The organism is Candidatus Viridilinea mediisalina, from assembly GCF_002532535.1.
GTDB classification, from domain to species: Bacteria; Chloroflexota; Chloroflexia; order Chloroflexales; family Chloroflexaceae; genus Viridilinea; species Viridilinea mediisalina.
The window spans coordinates 85,312-112,065 of record NZ_NQWI01000003.1 but is presented as its reverse complement, the minus strand read 5'-3'; the positions used below and the strand labels follow the sequence as shown (position 1 = coordinate 112,065).

Below are 26,754 nucleotides of genomic sequence, written 5' to 3'. Positions count from 1 at the left end.
TGCAGGCATGAGAACCTCCTCAGAAAGGCTTGACACTTCTGCGAGTTATTATACCGGATTATTTACTGGAACACCATTAGTCGGCTGAGGTCTTTGGAAGCGATGGGATGCCGACTAAAGTCGGCACTACGACAGTAAAGCTGAAAGCGCGTTTCTGAAACCATCCCTAAAGGCTACCCAATAAAAACTCCGCTTGCTTCGCGTGCGCTGGTATCACCTGCTCTCTGGGAAGATAGATGCTCACTTGGATGGGGAGTTGGGCGAGGTAGCGGCACATGAGTGGCCCGACATCCTGCCATGGCAGCCCACCGAGGCCACAACCGAGTGCGGGCAGTGCCAATGATCTGATGCCTTCCCGCTCGTAGGCTGCTACGACCCATTGCAAGCCCTGCTCGATCCCGGCCAGATCCGAACCTTCGCGCCAGTGCCGTTTGGTGGGAAAGAGCAGGAACCACTTGTTAGAATTGAGCTCTGATAACCCCGTAGGCTCGTCGGCAAGTTGTTGATCAAGGTGGCCTTCACGCTTGTAGATCGCTGGTTGGCCCATGGTCAGAATCTTTTTGCGGCAGAGATCTTCGTAGTAGACATACACATCAGGAAATTGGTATTTGGTGCGCGAAGCCAACCCTTTGCCCATTATGCCTACGGTGTTGACACTGATGGTAAGTGTTTGCATCTGAGAGAAGAACATATCACCTTCAAAAAGATTAAGTTTTTCGGTAATTTTATGGATCTGACGAGGCTGAAAAAACATATGTGGTTCTGGAACAACCGCAAGCTTGGCTGGCGCAATCAGCGCCTTGACCTGCTGTGCTGCCGCATGATGCGCCACATAGATGGTGTCAATGAAATGGGGCGGAATGCGATCCGGCACAAGACATTCGGCCATGATCTTGCGCTTGGAACCGTCTTCTTCTTTCCACCACTCACTGGTAACGATGTTCCACATCTGCCGAAGCTGCTCAAGTCCTGCTTCGACAGGTAGGATGGCGGTGGGCTGGCTCGCTGCATTGCCCGTGGTCACAAAAATGTTGGGTTCACGCAGCAGATCCGGACGCAGATGCAGTACCGCAATTGATTGCTTTTGGCCTTGAATGACCCGGTAGAGCATCGGATTGCGCGCCTGAAAATAGACATTGGCAAACTCCCAAAGACTGCGCCCATCAGGAGTCTTACGTTGCTGGCGGTTGGTCACAATCTGGCTGTCATAGATCGGTGTAGAGGCATGCCGTTGGGCCACAACCGCTGCATGCGAGAGGATGCCGTGTTCTAAGATTGAGGGTAGGTTGTTGATGTGCGTAATATAGTAGAGCCCTCTGATCTGCGGTTTTTTCATGGCACCTCCAGCGTTACCTTTTCGTAGATCTCGGCTAACTGCAAGCTACACTGAAGCGTAGGCAAAACCAAGGTTGCATCACGGCCATGCGCTTCTGCAAAGAGCCATGTGTCGCCACTTTGACGCACGAACTGTTCAATATGGTAGGCGTCTTGGGCAATGAGCAGGTATTCACGTAGCGACAAAATGCTGCGATAGTGTTGAAATTTTTTGCCCCGATCATACTTCTCGGTCGAAGGCGAAAGAACCTCGATGATGACACTAGGATTGAGCAAGGTATCTTCGCTGCTGTCTTCAAACGCCTCCGTGCCACAGACAACAGTGATGTCTGGGTAGGTATAGAGACCTGTTGCTGCGATTTTGACGCGCATATCACTGGGGTAGACGTTGCAATCACGCTGGCGCAATTGGGCATAGAGTGCCGCATAGGTGCTACCCGCGATCCGGTTGTGGCGCGCACTGCCCCCCGCCATCGCGTAGACTGCCCCCGCATAGTATTCATGGCGCTCAGTGCTGGTGCGCTCGGTGGCTAGGTAGGCTTCAACGCTTACCTCTGGTTTGGCTTGGGCGGTCATCGTGTAACTCCGAAAAGAAGTACCGAGGATTGCACCACAGAGGCACGGAGAGCACAGAGGTTGAAACGGAGAGAATGCCCAACAATGGTGCTGTCCATGCCCTACATCTCTCTGTGTTCTCTGTGTCTCTGTGGTGCAATCCTCTGCATCTCTGCAAAAACTCTATCAACGCACCAACTTCTTATACACCACCCGGTGGGGCTGATCCGCTGCGCTGCCCTTGCGCTTGTGGTAGTCCGCTTCGTACTCTGAGTAGCTTCCAGGGAACCAGACCACCTGGCTGTCATTCTCGAAGGCGAGAATGTGGGTCGCTACCCGATCCAAGAACCAGCGGTCGTGCGAGATGATCACGGCGCAACCGGCGAAGCTCTCAAGCCCCTCTTCGAGCGCCCGCAGGGTGTGTACATCCAAATCGTTCGTCGGCTCGTCGAGCAGCAGCAGGTTGGCCCCCGATTTGAGGATGCGCGCCAAATGGACGCGGTTGCGCTCGCCGCCCGAGAGGGTGCCTACCAGTTTCTGCTGATCAGAACCAGTAAAGTTGAAGCGCGCACAGTAGGCCCGCGAGTTGATCTGGCGGTTGCCTAAGACCAACACTTCGTTGCCTGCGCTAATCGTCTCCCAAACGCTCTTTTGCGGGTCGAGAACGTCGCGGCTCTGGTCCACATAGCCCAACGTCACCGTAGAGCCAATGGTGAGACTGCCGCTATCGGGCTGCTCTTGGCCGACAATCATGCGGAAGAGGGTGGTTTTGCCTGCACCGTTGGGCCCAATTACGCCGACGATGCCACCAGGCGGCAACTCGAAGGTCATTGCTTCATAGAGCAGCTTGTCGCCATACGCTTTGCTCACATTGTTTGCTTTGACCACCACATCACCGAGGCGCGGGCCGGGCGGAATGAAGATCTCAAGGTTGCGATCCTGCTGCTCTTGGCTCTCGTTGAGCAGCTTCTCGTAGGCGCTCAGGCGTGCCTTCGATTTGGCGTGGCGGCCTTTGGGTGCCATGTTCACCCAGTCCAACTCGCGCTGGAGCGCCTTCTGGCGCTGACTCTCGCTCTTCTCATCGCTGGCCAACTTCTGCTTCTTCTGCTCCAGCCAACTGGCATAGTTGCCGCGCCACGGAATCCCGTGGCCGCGCTCAAGCTCCAGAATCCAGCCCGCAACATTGTTGAGAAAGTGGCGGTCGTGGGTCACGGCGATCACCGTGCCTTTATACTCCTGGAGGTGGCGTTCGAGCCAAGCGACCGACTCGGCATCAAGGTGGTTGGTTGGCTCATCAAGCAGCAGGATGTCGGGCGTCTGCAAGAGCAGACGGCAGAGTGCTACCCGCCGCCGCTCGCCCCCCGACAGCACCTCCACCTGCGCGTCGCTCGGCGGACAGCGCAGCGCATCCATCGCCAGATCAAGCTTGTTGTCGAGATCCCAGGCATCCAAATGGTCAATCTGTTCCTGCACCTGCGCCTGTTCGGCCAACAGCGCATCATAGTCGGCATCGGGGGCTGCAAAGAGCTCATTGATCTCATCGAAGCGCCGCAGTAGCGCAGCGGTCTGGGCAACGCCCTCTTCCACCACTTCGCGCACCGTCTTACCCGCCTCCAAATGGGGCTCCTGCTCCAGCATGCCAATCGTAAAACCGGGCGACATCGTGGTTTCGCCATTAAAATCCCGATCAATGCCAGCCATAATGCGAAGCAGCGTACTCTTACCCGAACCATTAGCCCCAATCACACCAATCTTTGCCCCGTAGAAATAGGAGAGGCTAATATTCTTAAGAATTTCGCGCTTAGGCGGAATGACCTTCCCGACGCGGATCATGGAATAGATGATTTTGGTATCTGTCACTCAAAACTCCTTAAGCAGCTATTGGCTCACCTCGCGCAGGCGCGCAATCATCGGCGGCAGAACCTCAAGCAGATAGGCAACTTCGTCGCTCGTGGTCGTTTGGCCCAGGGTGAAGCGCACCGAGCCATTGGCCGCTTCGGGCGTCAAGCCCATAGCGACCAGCACATGGGAGGGTTCGAGCGAGCCGGAGGTACACGCCGAGCCACTGCTGGCGCAGATGCCCACTTGGTCGAGCAGCAGCAGCAGGCTCTCACCTTCGATCCCGGCGAAGCCCAGGTTGGCATTGTTGGGCAAGCGCTGCGTTGGGTCGCCATTGAGCCAACTGTCTGGAATGGTGCCAAGCACCTTGGTGATCAGGTGGTCGCGCAGGTGGCTCAGGCGCTGGCTCGCTGCGCCCCGTTGCGCCTCGGCTTGGCTGAGGGCCGCAGCGAAGCCCACAATTCCAGGCACATTCTCGGTTCCGGCGCGACGACGGCGCTCTTGACCGCCTCCATTGATCTGTGGCTGCAACGGAATGCCCCGGCGGGCATAGAGCACCCCGACCCCTTTGGGGCCATAGCACTTATGCCCCGTGAGGCTGAGCAGATCGACATGGAGCGTCTCCACATCAAGTGGCAGCGCCCCCGCCGCCTGCACCGCATCGCTGTGGAAGAACACCCCCGCCGCTCTACAGATGGCACCCAATGCAGGAATGGGCTGGATACTACCCACTTCATTGTTGGCATACATCACCGAAACCAACACCGTATCGGGGCGTAGCGCAGTTTGCAGATCGCTTGGTTGCACCAGACCATTGCGATCCACTGGCAGCAGCGTCAACTCAAAGCCAAGCGTTTGCAGCGCCTCAGCGGCATGCAGTACCGCATGGTGTTCAATCGCACTCACAATCAAATGGGCACCGCGCCCACGCGCTCGTTGGGCCAGCGCCACACCCTTGAGCGCCAAATTAGCCCCTTCACTCCCACCACTCGTGAAGATTACCTCACGGCGCGTACAGCCCAACACCAGCGCCACCTGCTCACGCGCATCATCAAGCGCATGCAGCGCAGCCCGCCCCAACTGATGAATACTAGAGGGATTGCCCGCTTGGAGCGAAAAATAGGGCAGCATCACCTCCAATACCTCCGGAGCGAGCGGCGTCGTCGCCGCATGATCAAGATAGACGATCCGTTTGTTCATTGCAGCAGTATACTACAACTCATGAGTTCACATATAGAACGTAAGTGCCAAAAATCCTTAACACCGCCCATCGCACAGTATATACAAAACAGAACATATGTCTAACCCATTGCAATGGGGGATTCATGTGGGATATATGTGGGATAGTGTGGGATAAAAGCGGCCACTTGTGTAAAACAATACGCAACACAGACTAGACATGCCCCGTATAATGGGGAGAGACGACGGGGGTGCTGCTGCCCTAAACGTCGTGCAGATGGGAGGCATAGCCTCACACGTATAGTCTAAGGGATACTACCAACCATGATGAAACAATCATCACTGCCCGAAATGATCAACCAGAGCCGTGACGTTATACTGCACCCAGGTGTTTCAACCTTTGAACGCTACGAACAGCACGGCACGATGAAAGAAGCGGCCATCTATGTGGGCATCGCTGCCTTTATCTCCGGGCTCCTCGGCCTCGTTGGGGGCTTCGGTGGCTTCATTACCGGCTTCATCGCGGCGCTCATCCAGTTCTTCGTCTTTACCGGCATGGTCTATTTCGTGGGCAAGAAGATGTATGCTGGTACCGGCACATGGGACGAAGTGGCCTATACCTTTTCGCTCTTCATTGCTCCACTGATCGTGGTGAGTGCCCTGATTAGCCTCATTGTTAGCTTTTTCGCATGGATTCCCCTGCTTAACCTGATCGTAGCCCTACTTGGCTTCTTTGTTCGTCTGATTGTCCTGGTTTTTCAGGTCTACTACGCCTACATTGCGGTGCAGTCGAGCATGAACCTGTTTGATCGCACCCAAGCGCTGCTTACGTTGGTGCTTTCTTACATTGGTACACTCGTGATCATGTTCATTGTCTTTTCGATCTTCTAAATGTTGGTATAAGGCTCTTCGTATGCGGATTCTGCATCTTGCCGACCTGCACCTGGGGGTCGAGAACTATGGACGGATTGATGCGGCCACGGGCTTACATTCGCGCTTCAACGACTACCTCGCCCGCCTTGATGCTGCGCTGGCCCTCGCGTTGGACGCGGGTGTTGATCTGGTGCTGATTGCGGGCGATATTTATAAGAATCGCACGCCTAATCCGACCCACCAGCGTGAGTTTGCGCGGCGCATCTATCGTCTGCGTTCGGCGGGTGTGCCGGTCTTTATTCTTACGGGCAACCACGACATCTCGCCCGCCCTAGGCCGCGCCCATTCGGTCGAGATTTTTGCGGCCTTGGGGGTTGAGGGGGTAACCATTGCCGACCGTCCGCGGCTCCATCAGATCGAGACGCCCGCCGGGATCATTCAGATTATTGCGCTGCCTTGGGTGACGCGCCATAGCCTGATGACCCGCGAGGAGATGCGTGGGGCCAATTTTGCGAGCATTGAGTATGAAGTACGCCGACGGCTGGAGGCGTTTGTCGTAGATGCCGCCCAACGCCTCGATCCGGCCTATCCTGCCCTGATTGCCTTCCACGGCAGCCTTGATGGCGCCCAGCTTGGTGCGGAACGCAGCATGACTCTTGGCCAAGACCTTGTGCTGCCCCGTTCGCTCATGGCTCAACCAGGGGTTGCCTATGTCGCAATGGGCCACATCCACAAACATCAGGCCCTCAGCCACGATCCGCCCATGGTCTATCCGGGCAGCATCGAGCGGGTAGACTTTGGCGAGCGCGATGAACCCAAGGGCTGCGTGATGGTGGAAATCACGGGCGGGCGCGCGACGTGGCAGTTCCATGCCTTGCCAGCACGCCCCTTTGTGAGCATCGAGAAAGATGTGCGTGCCAGCAGCGATCCGCTTGAACAGGTACGCATCCTGATTGGCCGCCACGATCTGCACGAAGCGGTAGTGCGCGTCGAGCTACGCGCCGAACGCGAACAGGTGCCGAACCTGCGCGAAGAGCGCATCCGCGAACTCTTGGAAGCCGCCGGGGCTTTCTATATCGCCGCGATCAACGTCCATGTCGAACGCAGTGGGCGTAGACGCCTAGCCGGTATGGAGCAAGAACTACTCGATGGCCTAACGCCACGCCGTGCCCTAGAACTCTACCTCAACAGCAAACAGCCGCCACTTGCCCCCGAACGCATTAACGCCCTCTTGAGCGCCACCGATGAACTACTAACGTAACCCCCGCCGGTAGGCGTAGCGCCATACGTATGGGGTAGGGCGAGGAACCTAGTTCCTCGCCCTACCCCTTTTTTACAGAACTTGCGTTCTTAACATAATCATACCCGCAAATCAACGCCATTCTGGTTCCAAAGTGTAAAAGATTACATTTTATGAACAATGGCTCATTTGGGAGATACCCCCGCGCAGAAGGCTTGAAATGGGGGGGGAAGTGGTATATAATGGCCTTCGCGGTGGGGGAAAGTGGGGAAAAGTGGGGAATTAGCACAGACGTTCAATTAAAAATGTCTGTCAATGGAGCGGTCAGTGTTTCTGGGCGAGTTTGAACACTCCATAGATGACAAGGGCCGTGTTGCCATCCCCGCCCGCTTTCGTGAGGAGCTTGCTGAGGGGTTTATCGTCACCAAAGGCTTTGAGCCGTGTCTTCAAGCCTTTCCCAAGCCGCTCTGGGAGCAACTGGCGTTCAAGATTGACCGCTTGCCCCTGGGAAGCCCGCAAGCACGCACCATGCGGCGTCTGATCTTTGCTCCTGCGACTGAAGTTGAAGTGGATCGCCAGGGGCGTATTCTTATCCCCCAAGGTCTGCGCGAATATGCTGGGTTGAGCGAGGAGGTCTTGATCACCGGGATGAATACCTACTTTGAGCTCTGGTCGGGCCAACGCTGGCGTGCGCTCCAGGAGGAGTTGAATGGTAGTGGAGCGGCCATTGCCGAGCAGATGGCCGATCTGGGGATTTAGTTGGTGTCAGAGGCGTTTCACCATGTTCCAGTCCTGCTTGATGCCGTATTGGAGGCGTTGCAGCCCCAACCTGGCGGGGTCTACCTTGATGGTACGCTCGGTGGTGGGGGCCATGCTCAGGCTATTCTGCAGGCGGCCCAACCCGCTGGCAGGCTCTTGGGCCTTGATGCCGATCCGGCGGCCCTCGTGGCGGCTCAAGCCCGCCTCTTGGCAGCCGGCCTCCCCCCAGAGAGCTTTCGACTTCACCATGCTCCCTTTGCTCAGTTGGCCCATATTGCCCACCAAGATGGTGTGCAGCAGGTAGATGGCATCCTGCTTGACCTTGGGGTCTCTTCGCATCAACTCGACACCCCGGCCCGTGGTTTTAGTTTTACCAATGATGGCCCGTTGGATATGCGCCTTGACCCGACCTGTGGCCCTACGGCGGCTGATCTGGTTAATGATCTGGAGGAGACGGTGCTGGCTGATCTGATCTATCGCTATGGTGAAGAGCGCGCTTCACGGCGCATTGCGCGCCAGATTGTGGCCCAACGACGCCAGGCACCGCTGCGTACCACGGCTGAATTGGCCGCACTGGTGGCGCGTGCGCTGGGGCGAGGCGGGCGCGAGCGGATCCATCCGGCTACCCGTACCTTCCAAGCGCTGCGCATCGCCGTCAATGCTGAACTGGATCAGCTTGAGGCCGCTTTGCCTCAAGCAGTGACCCTGCTGCGTCCCGGTGGGCGCTTGGCCGTAATCAGTTTCCACTCGCTGGAAGATCGCATTGTCAAACACTACTTTCGTGCAGTATCGGGCTATGGCGGAAGCGCCAATCCCCTTCCTCCCCAACTGCGCATCATCACCAAAAAGCCCGTAGAGGCCACTGCCGCAGAAGTGGCCCACAACCCTCGTGCGCGTAGTGCCAAACTGCGTGTCGCTGAACGTTGTATAGAGACCCTCAGTATGGAGTAACGCATGGCCGTCAATACACAGCGAATGTCGCCGATTGCCGGGGCGCGCGCCCGCCGCCTAGAGTTGCCGCACTACCTGCGCTTGGAGGGAAGTCGCTACCTGTTGGGCTTAGTTGCCATTCTGAGCCTGATGAGCCTAATTGTGCTGTTGCAGACCGGGGCGGTGGCGACGCGAGGGTATGCGATTGCGCGTTTGGAAGCGGAGAAGACCCAACTGCTGCGTGAGCGTACCATTCTGCTTGAACGCCAAGCCCGTGCTCAATCGCTGGATCGGGTGCGCTACCAGGCTGAACAGTTGGGCTTGCGCCCCGTGCAGCCCGACCAGGTGCGCTACTTGAGTCTGCCGCAAGTGCAGTCTCCGCCCGGCATGATGGCCGCTAATGCTCCCGTCTGGCGTGGAGGCTTGCATAATGAGTAGGAGCGAGCAGCAACGCCGCATCCGCACGCCTCTGCTTGGCAAGCTGCGGATCCCAAATCCGCCGCAACCACGGGTCAGTGCCCGTGGCACCAGCGCACCAAAACAGGTGCGCTTGGAGCGTTGGCGTATTCATGGGCTGCTCTTGTTTGGGATGTTCCTCTTGGGTATGGTGCTGGTGCGCGTGGTTGAGCTTCAAGTTGTGCGCCATGCGGAATTGAGCCAAAAGGCCGAGCACCTGATTGAACTGCAACTGCCCATTGCGCCCACACGCGGGGCCATTACCGACCGTATGGGCAATGTGTTGGCGATGGATGTGGATCGCAAGAGCCTCTGGGTGGTGCCGGGTGAAGTGCAGGCCGAGCGGGTGCCCGCCTTAGCACTCTCGCTCTCAGCACTGGTGCAGCGTTCACCACAAGAACTTGAGGCGGCCCTCACGGCCCGTGATCGCTACTGGGTGCGCGTGGCTCGTTGGCTCGAACCCGAAGTCGCCAACCAGATTGCGGCCCTTGCAGAACCAGGCTTGCGCCTTGAGTATGATCCCCATCGCGTCTATCCTCAAGGTAGTTTCGCCGCCCAACTTATTGGTACCGTCAACCATAATGGTGATGGGATTAGTGGGATTGAAGGCTTCTTCAATAGTGCCCTCAAAGGCGTTCCAGGGGTGCGCGAAGGCGAATTTGATAGTCTCCAGCGCCCGATTGCGATTGCACCAATGCGTGAAGTGCCTCCGCGTGATGGAGTGCAGCTTCAGACAACCATTGATCCACGGATTCAGTACCTCGTTGAACATGAACTGCATAGTGCAGTCGAGCGCCACCGCGCTGATGGTGGTTCGATCATTGTGCTTGATGTGCAGACCGGTGCCGTGCGTGGCATGGCCTCATGGCCGCCCTTTGATCCCAACAACTACACCGCCTACCCCCCCGAAGTCTATGGGCGCAACCCGGCGATTAGTGATCTCTATGAGCCAGGCAGTACCTTCAAGATGTTCACCGTGGCGGCGGGGTTGCAGAGCCGCGCCTTTAGTGCCGATACGCTGGTACACGATACCGGGGTGATTGCACGCCACGGCTTTACCCTGAAGAACTGGAATGCTGCCGGTAATGGCATGCTCGACTCGGCAGGGATCATGTACTACTCTAGCAATGTGGGTGCCCTGCTGCTCAATGAACTTACCGGCCCTGAAGCCTTCTACCAGAGCATTGCGGACTTTGGCTTTGGCCGCCCTACCGGCATCGAACTGGCGGGCGAAGAGCAAGGCATCGTGAATGCCTGGGGTGGCCCCAACTATAACGATCTCACCTTCCTCACCAATGCCTATGGTCAGGGTATTTCCGTGACCCCCCTGCAACTGGTGGTGGCGGCGGCGGCAATTGCCAACGATGGCATCCTGATGCGGCCCTATATCATTGAACAGCGCTGCGAAGGTGCTGTGTGTGTGGCAACCGAGCCGGTTGAGGCCGGACGGCCCATCGAACCAGGGGTAGCTTGGACGATCCGGCGCATGATGGTTCACTCAGCCAACCACTATGCCCCGGTGGTCTGGGGGCCACGCACGGGCAGCTATGCGGATCAATGGCTTGTTCCTGGCTACCAGATTGGGGCCAAGACGGGCACATCGAGCATTCCATTGCCCGGAGGGGGCTATGATCCACAATATACCATTGGTTCCGTCCTCGGTTTTGGCCCGGCTGAAGAGGCCCAATTTGCGGTCTTGGTCAAGATTGATCGCCCCAAGGATGACATCTGGGGCGTAGCGACGGCTATTCCGGTCTTTTATCGCATTATGGACGAATTGATGCGCTATGAGCGCATTGCGCCCGATCCGAACCTCTTTAGTCCGGGCCAAGCCCAGTCCCAAGCCCGGCCTTAGGCGCATGTCAATCTTGATTCTTTGTTCGTTCGTGTTGACGGCGCAGCCGTCAACACGAACGAACAAAGTTGTTAGCGCGAAAAAGCTTTGGGTTGACAGGCTGCCTCGCGGTGGCTTCGACAAACTGGCTTCGACAAGCTGGCTTCGACAAGCTGGCTTCGACAAGCTGGCTTCGACAAGCTCAGCCACCGGGCCACCGCGCCACCGCGCCGCTGGCTGAGCCTGTCGAAGCCAAGCGGCGCGGCCTAGGACTTCTTCCGCACGAACGAAAAAAATTCTTCGGAGGAGGCGTAGCCTCCCCCCAACCCCCGCTACTATACATCCTACCAAATGCCTACGTATACTCTCAGGAGGTGCTATAATTGCCCTAGATGTCCCACACAAGCAGAATGGGATCATGGAGGGCGATGTGCTACGACTCAGCGAAGTCCTATATGGTGTGCAACCCCGATGGGCACGGGCATTGCCCCATCTGCCACCGCAGTGGCAGGGGGTACAGCTTGGTGAAGTGGTCACCGACTCACGCGATGTAGAGCCGGGGGGACTGTTTCTCGCCCTTCAGGGGGAACGTACCGATGGGCATCTTTTTCTGGCCGATGTGATAGCAGGCGGCGCACGGGCAGCGCTCGTTACCCGTGCTGCGGTTGAGGCGCAACAAGCGACGCTGCGTCGCCTTGAGCGCCCGTGGGTTCTCGTAGACCCCGCCACTGGCGCGGGGCTCGCCGAAGCGCCCGCCGATGCTTGCTTACTCATCGCCGTGGACGACCCGCTGATGGCGGTTCAGCGCTTGGCCGTCTACCATCGTGGACAGCTCACGCCAACTGTTGTTGGTATCACCGGTAGCGTGGGCAAGACTTCCGTCAAGGAGGTCACAGCCGCCGTCTTGGGGCGGCGTTTCCGCACCTTAAAAAGCAAACGTAGTTTTAATAGCGAGGCCACGCTACCGACCAGCCTGCTCCGCTTACGACCGCACCATGAGGCGGTTGTGCTGGAGATGGGCATGTGGGCTGCGGGCGAAATCCGCTTTCTGGCGGGGCTCGCCCGCCCCACGGTCGGGATTGTTACTAATGTTGGCCCGACCCACCTTGAGCGGCTCGGCAGTATTGAGGCGATTGCCCATGCCAAAGCTGAATTGCCTGAATCGCTGCCCGCCGAGGGCTGGTGTATTCTGAATGCCGATGATCCGCTGGTGGCGGCAATGGCCAAACGTACCCGCGCGCGCGTCTTCACCTTTGGCTGTAGCCCTACTGCCGATCTGCGGGCTGAACACATCGAGAGCTTTGGCCTCGACGGGATCGCCTTTGAAGCCCACCACGCTGGCAGCAGCGTAACCCTGCGCCTGCCCATGCTCGGTCGCCATAGCGTCTACACGGCCATGGCCGCCGCAAGCGCTGGCCTCGTGTTGGGCCTCAGTTGGGAAGAGATTGCTGCCGGGTTGCAAGATTCTTCGGTGCAGTCGCGTGTGGCTGTCGTGAGCGCCGCAAATGGGGCTATAATAATTGATGACACCTACAATGCTGCGCCCTTCTCAACCGTGGCGGCCCTCGACCTCCTGGCGGAAATGCCTGGCCGTAAAATTGCAGTCTTGGGCGATATGCTGGAATTGGGTAGTGCCAGCGCAGCGGGCCACCGTCAGGTCGGTGAACATGCCGCAACGGTGGTAACCCATTTGGTGACGGTAGGGCCCCAAGCTGAAATGATTGCATCCGCTGCGCGGGCGTCCGGATTGCCCGCTGATCACGTTCTTACTTGTACAACGAATGCCGATGCTATCACCGCCTTGACCCCGTTGCTCCAGGCTGGTGACTATGTATTGGTGAAGGGATCACGGGCGCTGGAACTGGAGCAGCTTGTTGCTGCACTCCAAATCCGCCCAGAGGAGGAGTAGTTTTGGATGTTCTACGAGCGGTGCTGGTGCAAGATATGGCCCGCGCTCTCTTGTTGGCCGCTGCGGCCTTCGTGCTGACCCTGTTTGTCGGTGCGTGGTGGGTGAACTTCGCTCGGCGTCATAAGCTCGGTAAGCAGATCCGTGTGGATGGCCCCAAAAGCCATCTGACCAAGATGGGGACGCCGACTATGGGTGGGGTGATGATTGTTAGCACGGTAGTGGTGCTGACGATGCTCTTCAACATGGTTGATCGCTGGTCTATGCTCTTGCCCCTTGCGGTGTTGCTCAGTTTTGCGGTCTTGGGTGGGGTGGATGATTGGAAGAGCCTGACGGGAACGAAATCGAAGACCTATGGCTTTACGGTGCGCTACAAGTTCTGGCTCATGGTCGTGGTGGCCTTGGTGGCTAGTCTGGCGCTCTATTTGCCGAAGCCCTTTGGCTTGGCCCACGATGGTCTTGTGCAGATTCCCTTCATCGGCGAACGGAACATTGGCCCCTTCTTCATTCCGCTGGCGATCTTTATTATTGTGGGTACGGCGAATGCGGTCAATATCACCGATGGGCTCGATAGCTTGGCTGGCTGGAACTTGACGCTGGCCTTTGCTGCCTATGGCGTGATGACCTTCTTGGCGGAACCGCAATTGACCAATCTGATGGCCTTTTCCTTCACGCTCGTAGGGGCTTGTGCGGCCTTCCTTTGGTACAATGCTCATCCGGCCCAGGTCTTTATGGGTGATCTCGGTTCACTTGCCCTTGGGGCTACGTTAGCCGTTGTTGCCCTTCAGTCGCAACAATGGTTGCTACTGCCTGTAGTAGGGATTGTTTTTGTTGTTGAAGCGTGTTCAACCATGATCCAGACAGGCTATTTTAAGTGGACAAGGTGGCGCTATGGTGAGGGGCGACGGGTGTTTCGCATGGCACCGCTGCACCACCACTTTGAATTGTGTGGCTGGAGTCAGGTTCAGGTGACGCAACGCTTTGTGCTGATTGGCACGGTAGCCGCTATGGTGGGTATCTCGATGGCTCTGATCTTTGCAACGCCGCGTCCGCCCCAACACGCCGATGTTCCGCCCGCTACCCAAGTGGTTGAGGGGCGACCATGAATCTGCGTGACCAAAAGGTGCTCGTGATGGGCCTGGGCGTGCATGGCGGCGGGTTGGGGGTCGCTCGCTGGCTGCTGAGTCAGGGTGCCAAGGTGACAGTAACCGATAGCGCTGAGCCGGAGGCTTTGGCCGCGTCGGTGGCGGCACTCAATGCGGCGGCTGAGGAGTTGGACTCCCACGTAGACTATGTGCTGGGTGAGCATCGCGCTGAGGATTTCACGACGAGTGATCTCGTGGTGGCCAATGCGGCGGTGCGCCCCGACTCGCCCTGGCTGGCGCAGGCGGCGGACGCAGGGGTGCCGATTGAAACCGAGATGACGCTCTTCTTTCGCGCCTGCCCCGGCCCTATTCTGGGGGTGACGGGCACGAAGGGTAAGACCACCACGGCTCTGTTGCTGGCCGCGATGCTGCGACGACGCCATCCGGCTACGCTGGTCGCAGGCAATCTGCAGGTCTCGGCGCTTGAGGCGCTTCCTAAACTGAACGCCAAGACGCCAGTGGTGCTTGAGTTGTCCAGTTTCCAGCTTGAACGCCTCGGGGCGGCAGGGCTCAGCCCGCACTACAGCCTCGTTACCAACTTCTCCTCGGATCATGTCAATTGGCATGGCTCGCTTGATGCCTATGCCGCCGCCAAACGCCAAATCTACTGGCATCAGCCCAAGGATGGCATTCTCGCGCTCAATGGCGCTGATGATGGCTCGGTGGAGCATATGCTGCTCTATGAGGGCATGCAGCGTCACGGCGGGCGGGCGATTTGGGTCTGCGCTGGCCCCCACTGGTCGCGGGCGCGCACGCGCTTTCTGCAGCCGGTGGTGCGCTCGGTAGACACCTCGGTGGAGCGGCGCGGCGATACGATTATCTGGCGCGATGTGTCGGGCTACTGTGGCTCCGCGACGCCGTTGGCCGGTGAGCCGCTCTTTAGTGTTGGGGATCTGCGTATTCCGGGGGCGCACAATCTGGCAAATGCGATGTTTGCCGCCGCCCTTGCGCGTGCCTTTGGTGCCTTGCCCGCCGATATTCGTGTGGCGCTACGCACCTTCACTGGGGTTGAGCATCGGCTTGAATTGGTGCGCGAGTTTGATGGGGTTAGCTATGTGAATGATACCACCGCGACCAATCCTGCGGCGGCGCTCGCGGCCCTTGAGACGCTGCATACGCCGATTGTCTTGATTGCGGGCGGTGCCGATAAGGAGTTGGAATTTGGCCCCCTTGGGGCAGCAATTGCCCGCCGCGTGAAGGCTCTTGTCCTGCTGGAAGGCAGCGCCACCTCGCGTATGGTTGCGGCGGTGCAGGCATCTGCCGACCGTGCTGATTGCCCGTTGCTCAGTGGGCCCCATACCAATTTTGCCGAGGCGCTCGCTGCTGCCCGTGGCTTGGCTGAGGAGGGCGATACGGTGCTGCTCTCGCCGGGGTGTGCGAGCTTTGGCATGTTCAAGAACGAGTTTCATCGTGGCGAGGAGTTTCGTCACCTCGTGGGCGCACTGGATAACGAGCAGCGTCAACGTAGTGGGCAACATTCGTCACCAAAGGCTGCCCAGTGAGCTATTCTTTCCCACCGCCAGATGACCACAACGAGCGCACTGATCCTGAACAGCCCCGCCTGGTTGCCCTCACAGTGCCACGCCCTTGGGCGGTCTATACGCTGTTGGGGCTGATTGTTGCGATGTATCTGCTCACCACGCTGCTCAATCTGCTCTTGGGCACGGGGGGGCTCTTTCAACCCCACCTCTTGGTGCTGTTGCTGCTCGGAGCGAAAGATAATAGCCTGATTGATGGCGGGCAGTATTGGCGGCTGCTAACCGCCATGTTTTTGCACGGCAATCTGATCCATATCTTCTTCAACAGCTTTGCGCTCTATGCCCTTGGGCCTGAGTGTGAGCGCATCTATGGCACGCGGCGCTTCCTCGTCCTCTACTTTTTGGCCGGCTTGGGCGGCAGTGTCGCCTCCTACCTGATGTCGCCGAACCCCTCTGTGGGTGCAAGTGGGGCGATCTTTGGGCTGATTGGCGGTTTGGGCATGTTCTTCTACCTGAGCCGCGCCGCCTTGGGCGAGTTTGGGCAGGCCCAGGTGCAGAGTATGGGCGCGATTGCCGGGATTAACCTGATCATTGGCTTTTCGGCACCGGGGATTATTGACAATTGGGGCCATATGGGTGGCCTCGTGGTTGGAGCCCTCGTTGGGGCCGCCTTGGCTCCCCGCATCAGCGTGGATCAGCGCTTCTTTCCGCCCATGCTCAGCCGCACCTATCCGCCCTGGGGCACAACCGCAACCGTTGCTATTGGCGGTACCCTCGTACTCCTAGCTCTCCTGTTTTCTGGAGCATGAGCAGCATTGAGGTCAAACTTCCCCCGAAGAACTTTTTTCGTTCGTGTTGGTGGCGTAGCCACCAACACGAACGAAAAAAAATAAGGAGATTCCTGTGGCCGAGCGAACCCACAAACCCGACTACCTCCTCTTAGCTACGGTCGGGTCACTGGTGGCCTTCGGCTTGGTGATGATCTATAGTTCGAGCTTTGTCGAAGGCTACAATCTGCATAACAACCAGTACTACTATCTGCTGCGTCAGATGGTAGGTGCAGCAATTGGGACGGTGGGCCTGCTGGTGGCCCAACGGATCGATTATCGCATGTGGCGCAAATATTCGATCCATCTGATGGCGGCTTGTATCGGGCTTTTGGTGTTGGTGCTGATCTTGCCCGCCTCAATCACCGAAGTCAACAACTCACGCTCTTGGATTCGGCTTGGTGAGGGTGGCGTCTTTGGGCTCTTTAGTGTGCAACCCGCCGAGATTGCCAAGCTGATCATCATTATCTACTTTGCCGATTGGCTCTCGCGGCGCAGCGAAAAGGTCGGCAATGTCACCTATGGGCTCATTCCTTTCGCGGTGATGATGGGCCTGATCTTTGGCCTGGTGATGCTCCAGCCCGATCTGGGCACAGGCGTGGTGCTAGTGCTGATTGGCGGTTCGATCTACTTCGCCGCTGGGGCGCGCGTCTGGCATATCCTTGGGGCCATCGGGCTGGCCGTGGCCTCCTTTTGGTTTCTGATCAGCGTCGCGGGGTATCGCAATGCGCGCATTATGGCCTTCCAAGACCCCGAGAAGTACTACAGTACCTTTGGCTTCCAGCCTACCCACGCGCTCTATGCGCTCGGCAGTGGTGGCATCTTCGGCCAGGGTTTGGGCCAGGCGCGTCAGAAGTTCCAGTGGTTGCCCCAAGCCCATACCGATACCATTTATGCCATCATTGGCGAAGAACTGGGCCTCGTCGGGACGGTGCTGGTCTTGATCGCTTTTGCGATCATTGCCTACCGCGGCTATCGTATTGCTGGCCGTGCCCCCAATCCCTTTGCATCCCTCGTGGCGGTGGGGATTACCAGTTGGATTACGCTCCAAGCCTTCATTAATCTGGGGGTGACCACTTCGCTGCTGCCCTTTACTGGCCTAACTTTGCCCTTTGTATCGTATGGCAGTACGTCGCTCTATATGAATATGATTGCAATTGGTGTACTGCTCAATATCTCGAAGCATACATCGCAACACCAGCCCGAGGAGATTACCGATGCGCCGAGGATCAGACCCCGCCCCAAGCTTGCCTTCCTCAACAATCTTGCTGTGTGGCGGGGGCACGGGCGGGCACGTCTACCCGGCTTTGGCAGTGGCCACCGCTATCGTAGGCGTTGAGGAGGAACAGGGGAACAGAGGAACAGAGGAACAGAGGGGCAGGGGAACAGGGGGGCAGAGGAACAGGGGAACAGAGGAACAGGGGAACAGAGGAACAGAGGAACAGAGGGGCAGGGGGACGGGGCAGGGGGATTGCGGGGTGGTGCTGGTCTATGTGGGGAGTGTGGGGGGCATGGAGGAGCGGATTGTGGCAACCGAGAGTAGTTTGCCCTTTCGGGCGCTTCCGGCGGCGGCGTTGCGCGGGCGCGGCCCGCTGGCGCTGGCGCGGGGCGCGACAACGATGGCAGCCGGATTGGTGGCAGCACGCAGCCTGATCCGCGAACTGCGCCCCCAGGTGATCTTGGGTACGGGCGGCTATGTCTGTGTTCCGCTCTTTCTTGCCGCAACGCTGGCGCGCGTACCAACGCTGATCTACCTGCCCGATCTGGTGCCCGGCTTGGCTGGGCGGCTCCTAGCGCGTATCGCAACCAAGGTGGCCGTCAATGTGGCCGAGGCGCTGCCAGTGTTGGGCCTGCGCCCCGACAATCCACGAGCGCTCGTGGTGGGCTATCCCTTGCGCCCAGAGTTCTTTGAGCAGGAACGTGAGGCGTGTCGCCGCACCTTTGGCTTTGAGGCGCCCCTGCCGGTGCTGCTGGTCTATGGTGGCAGCCGAGGAGCTCGGAGTATCAACCAAGCAATTGCCCAACTGCTGCCCGATCTTTTGGCCCGCTGCCAGATCATTCACGTCTGTGGACGCGAAGGCGACGAAACATTCCTCCATAAGGCCGCACAGTCTTTGCCAGAATCGTTACAAGTACGGTATAAACTCTATCCATACTTGGATGGCGTAACCACCCCAGCGATGGTTGCCGCATTTGGAGCCGCCGATCTGGCCATCTGCCGGAGTGGTGCCTCTACATTGGCCGAATTGCCAGCGGCAGGTCTACCGGCGATCTTGGTACCCTATCCCTATGTGCATCAGGATGAAAATGCCGATTATCTGGTACGATATGGGGTAGCAGAAAAGGTTGCTGATTGTGCTATGATCGGAACAGGCCCGCCCCAGGAGGGGGCTCTCTTTCGCGCAGTGGCCCGCCTCCTCGATGATCAGCTTGCGCGGCAACGTATGGCGGAGCAGAGTCGGGCGTTGTCCCGTCCAGATGCGGCCCACGAGTTGGCCGGGGCAATGTTCGGATTAGCCGCAAGGAGTGGTGGCTGATGGAATACCACGAAGTCGTTCGCTTCCTTCTCCCCTGGCTCGAGGTAGTACCAATCGCGCAAGCCCAGGATGCGATCACGTTGACCTTGAATGGTACGGCGCTGCTGGTCATTTTGCTGGCGATTGGGGCCTATTGGGGCTATCAGTTTGGGTTTCGCAATCTGTTGACGGTGGCTTTTTGGACAATTGCGGCCTATATTGCGACGGTGCAGGGCGGTAATTTTGTGGTCCAATTGATCAATCGCATGTGGCAGAATGGGCCGCGCCTCTTGGCGATTGTTTTGGGGCGCGATACCGCTGGTGCCGATGTGCTTGAGCCCTTGATCACCACAGAATTGCAGGTGCCCCTCTTCTTTCGTTTTGTGGCCTTTGTTGCCCTGGTACTCCTGGGTTTCTTCTTCTCGAAGAATTCAAGTTGGAACGGCCCCCCCAATGAGCCTTTAGCGAAACCACTTGGCCTCTTTGTCGGAGCGCTGGTTGTTGCGCTCTGGAGCAATGCGATGAAAATCTTCTGGATCGATTTTCAGAATAATGGGGGCAATCTGGGCGGGCCAGTGGCGAACGTGCTCAATACCTTACCCAATATTGCCGATCTAACCACCTCGCTGATTGTGATCTTCTTCATCATTATTCTTGGACTGGTCTTCTTCTACTTCCCGAAGGTCTGGCAGGCGGGTGGTCGTAAGTGACGGCTCGGTTGCATTACCACATCGTTGGGGTTGCCGGAGCGGGCATGAGCGCAATGGCGCACCTGTTGCTCGATCAGGGCCAGCGGGTGAGCGGGTCTGACCTTGCGGCCAATCGCCAGACGGAGCGATTGGCGGCACGGGGGGCCACGATCTACCAGGGGCATGAGGCGGCCTATGTGGCCGGGGCTGATCGCTTGCTCGCTTCGGCGGCGGTGGCTCCTGGCCACGTTGAGCTTGATGCGGCCCGCGCCGCCGCGATTCCGATCATTGGCCGCGCCCAACTGTGGCGCGAGTGGTCGCAGCAGCGCCCGGTGGCGGCGGTGGCGGGAACCCACGGCAAGACCACCACGAGCGCGATGCTGGCCGTGGCGCTGCGGGCGGGCGGGCAGGATGCGGGCTATCTGATTGGGGCCGAGGTGCCTGATCTGGGCGGCAGTGCGGCCTGGGGTGATCCGGCTGCGCCGTTGGTGGTTGAGGCCGATGAGTATGATCGCGTCTTTTTGGCGCTCACCTCCAAGGTTGCGCTGATTACCAATGTGGAGTGGGATCACCCCGACATCTATGCCTCGCCTGAAGCCTACCATGAGGCATTTGCCCAGTTTGCGGCCCAGGCGCGCCATGTCGTACTCTGTGGTGATGACGCGGGCGCATTGGCCCTTGATCTCCCCTTTGCGCTGCGCTACGGGATTCAAGAGCGCCTCGCGCATGATCCGGCCTCGTGCCGTCTAGCTCCGCTTGATTGGACGGCCAGTGGAGTTGGGCCGACACCCTCTGGGGGCTTCCGTTTTGATCTCTGGCGCTACCACCGGCAGCGGATGGCTCAATACTGTTTGGGGGCGCAGAGCTTGGCACTGCCGGGGGCGCATAATGTGCGGAATGCGCTGGGTGCCTTGGCCGCCGCTGCGCTCTTAGGGGCCGATCTCGCGGCTGCTGCCGCAGCCCTGGCCAATTTTCGGGGAACAGCGCGCCGCTTTCAGGTGCAGGGCGAGGCCGGGGGGGTGCTGGTGATTGATGATTATGCCCACCACCCCACTGAGGTACGGGCCACTTTGGCGGCGGCGCGGGCACGCTACCCGCAGCGGCGCATTGTGGCCTATCTGCAACCCCACACCTTCAGCCGCACGGCCAGCCTGCGCGATGCCTGGGCCACGGCAGGCCAAATGGCAGACCTGCTGCTCATAGGTGATGTCTATGCCGCCCGTGAGCAGGGCGATGCTGCTGGTGCCGCCCGTGAACTGGTGGCACTCATGCAAACCGCTGGCCTCGCAGCGCACTATGCGGGCCCAGTGGCCGCTGCGGGCGTAACGCTGGTTGAACTCGTCCGCCCCGGCGATCTCGTTCTGACCATGGGGGCCGGTGATGGCGATGCGGTTGGGAGGTTCCTTCTTGAGCAGCGTACATCCACCTGATCTACCGCCGATCCGCACGGCTGAACCGATGGAGCGCCACACTTCGTGGCGGGCCGGGGGTGTGGCTCGCTACTATAGCGAGCCGCGTAGCCCTGAGCAGGCTCAGGCGTTGTTGGCTTGGGTCGCCGCCACCGAGCTACCGCTGCTCTGGGTGGGCCGAGGCACCAATCTGCTGGTGGATGATGCGGGTTACCCCGGCTTGATTGCCAGCTACCGCGCCCAAGGCTGGCAATTGGAGCATCAGGGAGATTACGCCCTGCTCCATGTCGAAGCCGGAGCGCCTATGGCGGGCTTGGCGCGGCGCGTGAGCAGCATGGGCTGGGCGGGCCTCGCCTGGGCCGAAGGCTTGCCAGGGAGTGTTGGCGGTGCCATAGTGGGCAATGCGGGCTGCTATGGCGGCGATATTGCCAGCAGCCTCGTGCAGGCCCAACTGCTCCTTGACAACCAGATTGTGACATGGCCGGTAGCACGGTTTGCGTTTGGCTATCGTTCGAGTGTCTTGAAGGCGTTGGAAGCGCGGAGTTCGGCCCTCGTGCTCGCTGCTACCTTCCGGCTCCAGCGGGGTAATGCGGAGGTGTTGAAGGCACACATGGCCGAAATCGCCGCTCAACGCAAACAGCGCACACCAGCGGGCAGTTCGTGCGGCAGCGTCTTTAAGAACCCGCCGGGCGATAGTGCCGGGCGGCTGATTGAAGCGGTAGGACTCAAAGGCTATAGCATCGGTACGGCCCTCGTCAGCCCCCTCCATGCCAACTACATCATCAATCGTGGTGGGGCGCGGGCATGTGATATTCAGGCGCTGATTGGATTGATTCAGGCTGAGGTTGCGCGACAGTTTGGTGTTATGCTTCAATTGGAGGTAAGGATTGTCCCGTAGGGGATGGTTGATAGCTACATTATCGTTTGCGAGGGCGCGAGGATGCGAAGACGCGAAGCCCTCGCATCCTCGCCTCACGCATCCCCGAAAGTTGGTTAGATCCGAATGAAACAGACAAAACCCATGAACCAGAAACTCACAGTTGCGGTACTCTTTGGCGGGCAGAGCGGCGAACACGAAGTATCGTTGCTCTCGGCTCAGGCGGTGATGGCGGCACTGAATCCGGAACGCTACACGATCTTTCCGGTGGGCATCACCAAAGATGGCCGCTGGATTGCGGGGGATGGCGCCCACGCGGCCTTGTTGGCTGCTGCTGATCCGGCCCGTCTGCCGGGGAGCGGGGGCGTACAAGCAGCAACAGGAGAGGTGCTTGAGAACTTCTCGTTCTTTCATCCACCTGTGCCGCTTGATGTGGTCTTTCCGGTGCTGCATGGGCCAATGGGTGAGGATGGGACAGTCCAGGGTCTGCTTGAACTGGTGGGCTTGCCCTATGTAGGCTGTGGGGTGGCGGCAAGTGCCGTGGGCCTGGATAAGGCCCTGATGAAGGCCGCATTTGCTGCGGTAGGCTTGCCGCTGCTGCCCTGGCTCTTGGTGCGCCGCAGCGATTTTGAGGCAGAACCAGGTGATATTTGTGCGCAAATTGAGGCCACGTTGCGCTACCCCGTCTTTGTGAAACCGGCCAACATGGGGAGCAGCGTGGGCGTTGGTAAGGCCAATGATCAGAGCGAATTGCTGACCGCGTTGAGCGAAGCGGCGCGTTACGACCGCCGGATCGTGGTAGAGCAGGGCATCGCGGCACGCGAGCTTGAGGTCAGTGTCTTGGGCAATGAAGAACTGGCGACGAGTGTCGTGGGCGAGGCGGTACCCTCTGGCGATTGGTACGATTATGCAGCCAAATACCTCGACGGTGCCTCGCAGATCATCATCCCGGCCCAGATTGAAGCCGGGCTGGCCGACCAGATCACTACCCTGGCCAAACTGGCCTTTCAGGCAATTGATGGCGCTGGGCTCTCACGGGTTGATTTTCTCCTCGACAAAGATCGCGGTGAACTTTGGATCAACGAAGTAAACACCATGCCGGGGTTTACGCCAATCAGCATGTACGCTAAGATGTGGGCAGCCAGTGGCTTGGAATATGCAGACCTACTGGATCGGCTGATAACGTTAGCATTGGAGCGTCATGCGGGTAGGGCGTAGCCCGCAGGGAGTATGCGAGGGAACCTGGTTCCCGCGCATACTCCCCCTTTGGCGGCGAAGCCGCCAACACGGAACAACAAACGGGGTTTGGGGCGCAGCCCCAACCGGCTTGTAGGGCAATGACACCAAGATCGGACGCAGTCCATGGAATATAATGCACCAAATACACGGGAGCGGGTCGCGGCGCTGCGCCAGCGCCGTCGTGAGGGCGCGTCGAAGCCGCCGACGGTACGTTGGCAGGTGACCCGTCCGGGGTTGCGGCGTGTGCTGTTGGCCTGGCTAGGCAGTGGGCGCTTGGTGAGTTTGGTGATCTTTCTGGTGGCGTGTGGGCTGTTGGGCTATCTCTTTGGCCATAGCCGCTTTCAGCTTCAGACGATAACCGTGGAGGGCAATAGTTCGCTCTTGGCTGAAGATGTGGCGGCCTTGGCTGGGCTCCATGGGCGTCCCATCTGGTTCGTGGATCAAGCGCAGGCCGTGGCGCGTTTGAGTGAGAATGCCTATATTGTTGCGGCTGAACTTGAGTTGCGACTGCCCGATCAGGCGCTGATACGTGTGGTTGAACGCCGTCCAGAGGTGCGTTGGCAAGCGGGTGGAGTGCAATATCTGGTGGATAGCACAGGTCAAGTCTTGGGCCCTGCTCAAGAAGCCGCCGAAGGTGACGTTCTAGTTATAACGGATCTGACCCATGCTCAACTGGATCCACGCATGCAGCTCGATAGCGATGCAATCCGTTTGGCCCAGGCGTTGGCGGTGCGCTTACCAGTGGAGTTGGGTTTGCATCCGACTGAAATTGGCTGGGATCATGGGCTGGGGATCTACATCCGTACCCTTGACGGCCAGACGATTATCTTTGGGCAGAGTGATCGCCTTGATCGCAAATTGGCAATCTTGGCAGCCCTACGTTCCGATCAGACGCCTTTTACCTACCTAGATTTGCGTCCAAGTAACCCGTTTTATCAGAATGTTGCTGGTGAGGCAAGCTAAGAGGCTGTCTAAGAGTCTATGGGCTGGCGTTGGAGTGCCGGCTTCAGCCGGCTAAAGCCGGCACTCCAGCGTATGCCACGTAGTAACTGCCGAATAAACCACAATACATGTGAGATAGCTTATGCAGCGTACGATTGTCGGCATTGATGTCGGGACCACGAAGGTTTGTACGATTGTAGCCCAACTGAGTGACACGGGGCGTCTCAACATCCTGGGGGTGGGAGTCACACCGAGCAAGGGCCTCGACAAGGGCGTCGTGGTCAATATTGACGATGCCGTGAGTTCGATTGAGAGTAGTGTGGAGAAAGCGGAGCGCTTGAGCGGCTACCGGATTGGCACGGCCTTTGTGGGCGTGAGTGGGCGGCATATCTCGTCGCTCAACAGCCGTGGCGTGGTGGCAGTACAGCGTCCCGACCAAGAGATTACCCGCAACGATGTGGCGCGGGCGGTGGAGTCGGCCCAGGCGGTGGCGATACCGACGCAGCGCGAGATTATCCATGTGATTCCGCGCGCCTATGTGCTTGATGGGCATGAAGGCATCCGCGATCCGATTGGCATGAGTGGCTTTCGCTTGGAGGTCGAGACGCACATCGTCACTGGCGAAGTAATGGCCATTCAGAATCTGATCAAGAGCGTGCAGAAGTCGGGGATTGAGATTGACGACATGGTGCTGCAACCGCTTGCTTCGGGTGAGGCGGTACTCACGGCTGAGGATAAAGATCGCGGCGTCATGCTGGTGGATATTGGCGGTGGTACCGCCGATGTCGCCATCTTTGTACAGGGCGGGGTCTGGCATACCAGTGTTATCTCGGTGGGAGGCAACCATTTTACCAACGATATTACCTATGTGTTGCACACACCGCACAATACGGCTGAGTATTTGAAACTGCGTTACGGCAGTGCAATTGCGGGCGAACCACCGGCTGAGGACGAAACTGATGGTATGATTGAGATTGAAACGCTCAATGTGGGCGAGAAACAGCAGATTAACCGCCACTTACTCAATGAGATTTTGCAGGCCCGCGCTGAACAATTGGTAGAATTGATCTACAATGAAATTCGGCGCAGCGGTTACGAGGGCATGCTCCCAGCAGGGATTGTGCTCACAGGAGGAGGGGCACAACTGGCGCGCTTCGATGAGTTGATGCGTGATATGCTGGGGATGCCGGTACGGGTTGGGGTTCCGACTGATCTGAGTGGGCTGGCCGATTCGCTCGACAGCCCTTCATACGCGACTGGCGTGGGTTTACTGCGCTGGGGTTCGCGCCACGGCCTGTCAATGCTTGGTTCCTCCCAACGCATCTCCGATGAGCGTCAGGGTTGGGGCAATGTCTATGAGCGCTTTAAGGGGTGGTTGAGGGAATTTTTACCGTAGGAGGCTACTATGGTAGACCGCAGCAGCGGCTTTAGTTATGAAGATTTCGCCCAGATCAAGGTTGTGGGCGTGGGTGGCGGTGGCTCGAATGCGGTTGACCGCATGATTGCTGATGGAGTGCAGGGGGTTGAGTTTATTACAGTCAATACCGATGTGCAGGCGCTGATGCACTCGCTTGCGCCGGTGCGGATTCGAATTGGCGATAAACTTACCCGTGGCTTGGGTTCGGGTGGCAATCCGGTCATTGGCCAGAAGGCGGCTGAAGAGAACCAAGAGGATGTCTACGAGCAACTCAAAGGCTCCGATATGGTCTTTGTGGCTGCGGGCATGGGCGGCGGCACGGGCACAGGTGCCTCACCGATCATTGCGGGGATTGCCCATGATCTAGGGGCGCTGACGGTGGGCGTAGTGACGCGGCCCTTCACCTTTGAGGGCAACCACCGCCGGAAGACGGCGGAAGCCGGGATTGACCAGTTGCGCCCGGTGGTTGATACGCTGATTGTGATTCCCAACGACCGTTTGTTGCAGACGGCGAGCAAGAATACGACCTTTACCCAAGCCTTCCAGATGGCCGATAATGTGCTGCGGCAGGGCATTCAGGGTATCTCCGACCTGATTACCCAGCGTGGTCTGATCAACGTGGACTTTGCCGACGTAAAGACCATCATGGCGCAGCAGGGTTCGGCGCTGATGGCCATGGGTTTTGGCAAGGGCGATAGCCGCATGGTTGATGCGGTGAATATGGCAATTGCCAGCCCGCTGCTTGAGGTCAGCATTGATGGGGCCAAGGGTGTGCTCTTCAATGTCACGGGCGGCGAAGACCTGGGTATCTTGGAGGTTTACGAGGCGGCAGACATTGTAGCCAAACAGGTGGATCCCGACGCGAACATCATTGTTGGCGCGGTGATTGATCCCACCTTCTCGCCGGGTGAGGTGAAGGTGACCTTGATTGCGACTGGCTTTGATCTGAGCAAGCCCAACGTACAGCGCACCCGCTCGTACCCAGCGGCGGCGGCACAGCCGCAGGCAACGCCAGCCCAGCAGCCCCAGCAGCCCCGTCCGCAGTCGCGTCAGGCTCCGGCGATGCCCAGCGGCGACGACCTAGACATCCCGCCCTTCCTGCGGAACCGCAACCGCGGGCGGTAGGATCAGCCTTGCGGTATGCCTCATGGTGGGTTTGGGGCGCAGCCCCAACAAGCAAAAATTTTTGACAACCCGATTGACAGCAACCCAAACAGACCGTATAATATGTTTCCGATTTTTCAACGGGGAGGGGGATTATTCCCCCTCCCCGTTGTCGCCTAAATGGGAATGTACGATAGTAATACGT

23 protein-coding genes are annotated in these 26,754 nt (G+C 58.6%); 19 read left to right on the top strand and 4 right to left on the bottom strand.

The annotated features are described in order from the left end of the window. Window positions 1-166: 166 nt before the first annotated feature. The 4 genes from CJ255_RS01500 to CJ255_RS01485 all read right to left on the bottom strand — a co-directional run bounded on the left by CJ255_RS01500 (window position 167) and on the right by CJ255_RS01485 (window position 4,929). Window positions 167-1,336 (bottom strand): DarT ssDNA thymidine ADP-ribosyltransferase family protein, encoded by a 1,170-nt coding sequence (locus tag CJ255_RS01500; protein ID WP_097642318.1) that lies wholly within the window; start codon window positions 1,334-1,336, stop codon window positions 167-169. Beyond that, window positions 1,333-1,911 carry a Uma2 family endonuclease gene (locus tag CJ255_RS01495; protein ID WP_097642317.1) on the bottom strand — a complete coding sequence of 193 codons (579 nt, stop codon included), beginning with the start codon at window positions 1,909-1,911 and terminating at the stop codon, window positions 1,333-1,335. The genes CJ255_RS01500 and CJ255_RS01495 overlap by 4 nt, the downstream gene beginning before the upstream one ends. 165 nt (window positions 1,912-2,076) lie before the next feature. After that, window positions 2,077-3,750 (bottom strand): energy-dependent translational throttle protein EttA, encoded by a 1,674-nt coding sequence (gene ettA, locus CJ255_RS01490; RefSeq protein WP_097642316.1) that lies wholly within the window; start codon window positions 3,748-3,750, stop codon window positions 2,077-2,079. Between the two features lie 18 nt (window positions 3,751-3,768). Next, window positions 3,769-4,929, bottom strand: a complete 1,161-nt coding sequence (locus tag CJ255_RS01485) for a cysteine desulfurase family protein (protein WP_097642315.1) — start codon at window positions 4,927-4,929, stop codon at window positions 3,769-3,771. Between the two features lie 303 nt (window positions 4,930-5,232). Between CJ255_RS01485 and CJ255_RS01480 the strand changes: the two genes are divergently transcribed. From CJ255_RS01480 to ftsZ, 19 genes are all read left to right on the top strand, one after another. Then, complete coding sequence (locus CJ255_RS01480) at window positions 5,233-5,799, top strand: YIP1 family protein (RefSeq protein WP_097642314.1); 567 nt, start codon at window positions 5,233-5,235, stop codon at window positions 5,797-5,799. Window positions 5,800-5,821: 22 nt separating this feature from the next. Next, window positions 5,822-7,042, top strand: a complete 1,221-nt coding sequence (locus tag CJ255_RS01475; RefSeq protein ID WP_097642313.1) for a metallophosphoesterase family protein — start codon at window positions 5,822-5,824, stop codon at window positions 7,040-7,042. A 294-nt stretch (window positions 7,043-7,336) separates the two neighbouring features. Continuing rightward, window positions 7,337-7,780, top strand: coding sequence for a division/cell wall cluster transcriptional repressor MraZ (gene mraZ / locus CJ255_RS01470; RefSeq protein ID WP_245863108.1), 444 nt, complete (start codon window positions 7,337-7,339; stop codon window positions 7,778-7,780). A gap of 3 nt (window positions 7,781-7,783) precedes the next feature. Beyond that, a complete protein-coding gene (gene rsmH / locus CJ255_RS01465; protein WP_097642329.1) occupies window positions 7,784-8,731 on the top strand; it encodes a 16S rRNA (cytosine(1402)-N(4))-methyltransferase RsmH in 948 nt (315 codons plus the stop codon). A 3-nt stretch (window positions 8,732-8,734) separates the two neighbouring features. Then, entirely contained in the window at window positions 8,735-9,148 is a 414-nt protein-coding gene (locus tag CJ255_RS01460; protein WP_097642310.1) for a hypothetical protein, read from the top strand. Further along, a complete protein-coding gene (locus CJ255_RS01455) occupies window positions 9,141-11,021 on the top strand; it encodes a peptidoglycan D,D-transpeptidase FtsI family protein (RefSeq protein WP_097642309.1) in 1,881 nt (626 codons plus the stop codon). The genes CJ255_RS01460 and CJ255_RS01455 overlap by 8 nt, the downstream gene beginning before the upstream one ends. Window positions 11,022-11,430: 409 nt before the next feature. After that, window positions 11,431-12,909: a UDP-N-acetylmuramoyl-tripeptide--D-alanyl-D-alanine ligase gene (locus tag CJ255_RS01450; protein ID WP_165774519.1), complete on the top strand. Its 1,479-nt coding sequence runs from the start codon at window positions 11,431-11,433 to the stop codon at window positions 12,907-12,909. Window positions 12,910-12,911: 2 nt separating this feature from the next. Then, window positions 12,912-14,012 carry a phospho-N-acetylmuramoyl-pentapeptide-transferase gene (mraY, locus tag CJ255_RS01445; protein ID WP_097642307.1) on the top strand — a complete coding sequence of 367 codons (1,101 nt, stop codon included), beginning with the start codon at window positions 12,912-12,914 and terminating at the stop codon, window positions 14,010-14,012. Continuing rightward, window positions 14,009-15,553 (top strand): UDP-N-acetylmuramoyl-L-alanine--D-glutamate ligase, encoded by a 1,545-nt coding sequence (murD, locus tag CJ255_RS01440; protein ID WP_165774518.1) that lies wholly within the window; start codon window positions 14,009-14,011, stop codon window positions 15,551-15,553. Before mraY ends, murD begins: the two co-directional genes overlap by 4 nt. Beyond that, complete coding sequence (locus CJ255_RS01435) at window positions 15,550-16,338, top strand: rhomboid family intramembrane serine protease (protein ID WP_245863106.1); 789 nt, start codon at window positions 15,550-15,552, stop codon at window positions 16,336-16,338. Before murD ends, CJ255_RS01435 begins: the two co-directional genes overlap by 4 nt. 94 nt (window positions 16,339-16,432) lie before the next feature. Then, on the top strand, window positions 16,433-17,695 hold the full coding sequence (gene ftsW, locus CJ255_RS01430; RefSeq protein ID WP_097642306.1) for a putative lipid II flippase FtsW: 1,263 nt from the start codon (window positions 16,433-16,435) through the stop codon (window positions 17,693-17,695). Between the two features lie 139 nt (window positions 17,696-17,834). Continuing rightward, window positions 17,835-18,893, top strand: a complete 1,059-nt coding sequence (locus CJ255_RS01425; RefSeq protein WP_245863104.1) for a UDP-N-acetylglucosamine--N-acetylmuramyl-(pentapeptide) pyrophosphoryl-undecaprenol N-acetylglucosamine transferase — start codon at window positions 17,835-17,837, stop codon at window positions 18,891-18,893. After that, window positions 18,893-19,582 carry a hypothetical protein gene (locus CJ255_RS01420; protein WP_097642304.1) on the top strand — a complete coding sequence of 230 codons (690 nt, stop codon included), beginning with the start codon at window positions 18,893-18,895 and terminating at the stop codon, window positions 19,580-19,582. Before CJ255_RS01425 ends, CJ255_RS01420 begins: the two co-directional genes overlap by 1 nt. Next, window positions 19,579-20,991: a UDP-N-acetylmuramate--L-alanine ligase gene (gene murC / locus CJ255_RS01415; RefSeq protein WP_281257158.1), complete on the top strand. Its 1,413-nt coding sequence runs from the start codon at window positions 19,579-19,581 to the stop codon at window positions 20,989-20,991. The genes CJ255_RS01420 and murC overlap by 4 nt, the downstream gene beginning before the upstream one ends. Then, complete coding sequence (gene murB, locus CJ255_RS01410; RefSeq protein WP_281257156.1) at window positions 20,969-21,868, top strand: UDP-N-acetylmuramate dehydrogenase; 900 nt, start codon at window positions 20,969-20,971, stop codon at window positions 21,866-21,868. Before murC ends, murB begins: the two co-directional genes overlap by 23 nt. A gap of 123 nt (window positions 21,869-21,991) precedes the next feature. Next, window positions 21,992-23,065, top strand: a complete 1,074-nt coding sequence (locus tag CJ255_RS01405) for a D-alanine--D-alanine ligase family protein (RefSeq protein ID WP_097642303.1) — start codon at window positions 21,992-21,994, stop codon at window positions 23,063-23,065. Between the two features lie 144 nt (window positions 23,066-23,209). Then, the gene (locus CJ255_RS01400; RefSeq protein WP_097642302.1) at window positions 23,210-24,049 is read left to right on the top strand and encodes a cell division protein FtsQ/DivIB; all 840 of its coding nucleotides are present in this window, start codon (window positions 23,210-23,212) and stop codon (window positions 24,047-24,049) included. Between the two features lie 121 nt (window positions 24,050-24,170). Further along, on the top strand, window positions 24,171-25,424 hold the full coding sequence (gene ftsA, locus CJ255_RS01395; protein ID WP_097642301.1) for a cell division protein FtsA: 1,254 nt from the start codon (window positions 24,171-24,173) through the stop codon (window positions 25,422-25,424). A 9-nt stretch (window positions 25,425-25,433) separates the two neighbouring features. Further along, complete coding sequence (gene ftsZ, locus CJ255_RS01390) at window positions 25,434-26,570, top strand: cell division protein FtsZ (protein ID WP_097642300.1); 1,137 nt, start codon at window positions 25,434-25,436, stop codon at window positions 26,568-26,570. Window positions 26,571-26,754 lie beyond the last annotated feature (184 nt).

Bases quoted from the DNA above. Each gene is read 5' to 3' on its own strand.
- ftsA (WP_097642301.1), top strand. From the start codon at position 24,171: ATGCAGCGTACGATTGTCGGCATTGATGTCGGGACCACGAAGGTTTGT.
- CJ255_RS01480 (WP_097642314.1), top strand. From the start codon at position 5,233: ATGATGAAACAATCATCACTGCCCGAAATGATCAACCAGAGCCGTGAC.
- CJ255_RS01485 (WP_097642315.1), bottom strand. From the start codon at position 4,929: ATGAACAAACGGATCGTCTATCTTGATCATGCGGCGACGACGCCGCTC.
- CJ255_RS01460 (WP_097642310.1), top strand. From the start codon at position 8,735: ATGGCCGTCAATACACAGCGAATGTCGCCGATTGCCGGGGCGCGCGCC.
- CJ255_RS01475 (WP_097642313.1), top strand. From the start codon at position 5,822: ATGCGGATTCTGCATCTTGCCGACCTGCACCTGGGGGTCGAGAACTAT.
- CJ255_RS01455 (WP_097642309.1), top strand. From the start codon at position 9,141: ATGAGTAGGAGCGAGCAGCAACGCCGCATCCGCACGCCTCTGCTTGGC.
- CJ255_RS01405 (WP_097642303.1), top strand. From the start codon at position 21,992: ATGAACCAGAAACTCACAGTTGCGGTACTCTTTGGCGGGCAGAGCGGC.
- ftsZ (WP_097642300.1), top strand. From the start codon at position 25,434: ATGGTAGACCGCAGCAGCGGCTTTAGTTATGAAGATTTCGCCCAGATC.
- CJ255_RS01420 (WP_097642304.1), top strand. From the start codon at position 18,893: ATGGAATACCACGAAGTCGTTCGCTTCCTTCTCCCCTGGCTCGAGGTA.
- murD (WP_165774518.1), top strand. From the start codon at position 14,009: ATGAATCTGCGTGACCAAAAGGTGCTCGTGATGGGCCTGGGCGTGCAT.
- CJ255_RS01495 (WP_097642317.1), bottom strand. From the start codon at position 1,911: ATGACCGCCCAAGCCAAACCAGAGGTAAGCGTTGAAGCCTACCTAGCC.
- CJ255_RS01400 (WP_097642302.1), top strand. From the start codon at position 23,210: ATGGAATATAATGCACCAAATACACGGGAGCGGGTCGCGGCGCTGCGC.
- CJ255_RS01500 (WP_097642318.1), bottom strand. From the start codon at position 1,336: ATGAAAAAACCGCAGATCAGAGGGCTCTACTATATTACGCACATCAAC.
- mraZ (WP_245863108.1), top strand. From the start codon at position 7,337: ATGGAGCGGTCAGTGTTTCTGGGCGAGTTTGAACACTCCATAGATGAC.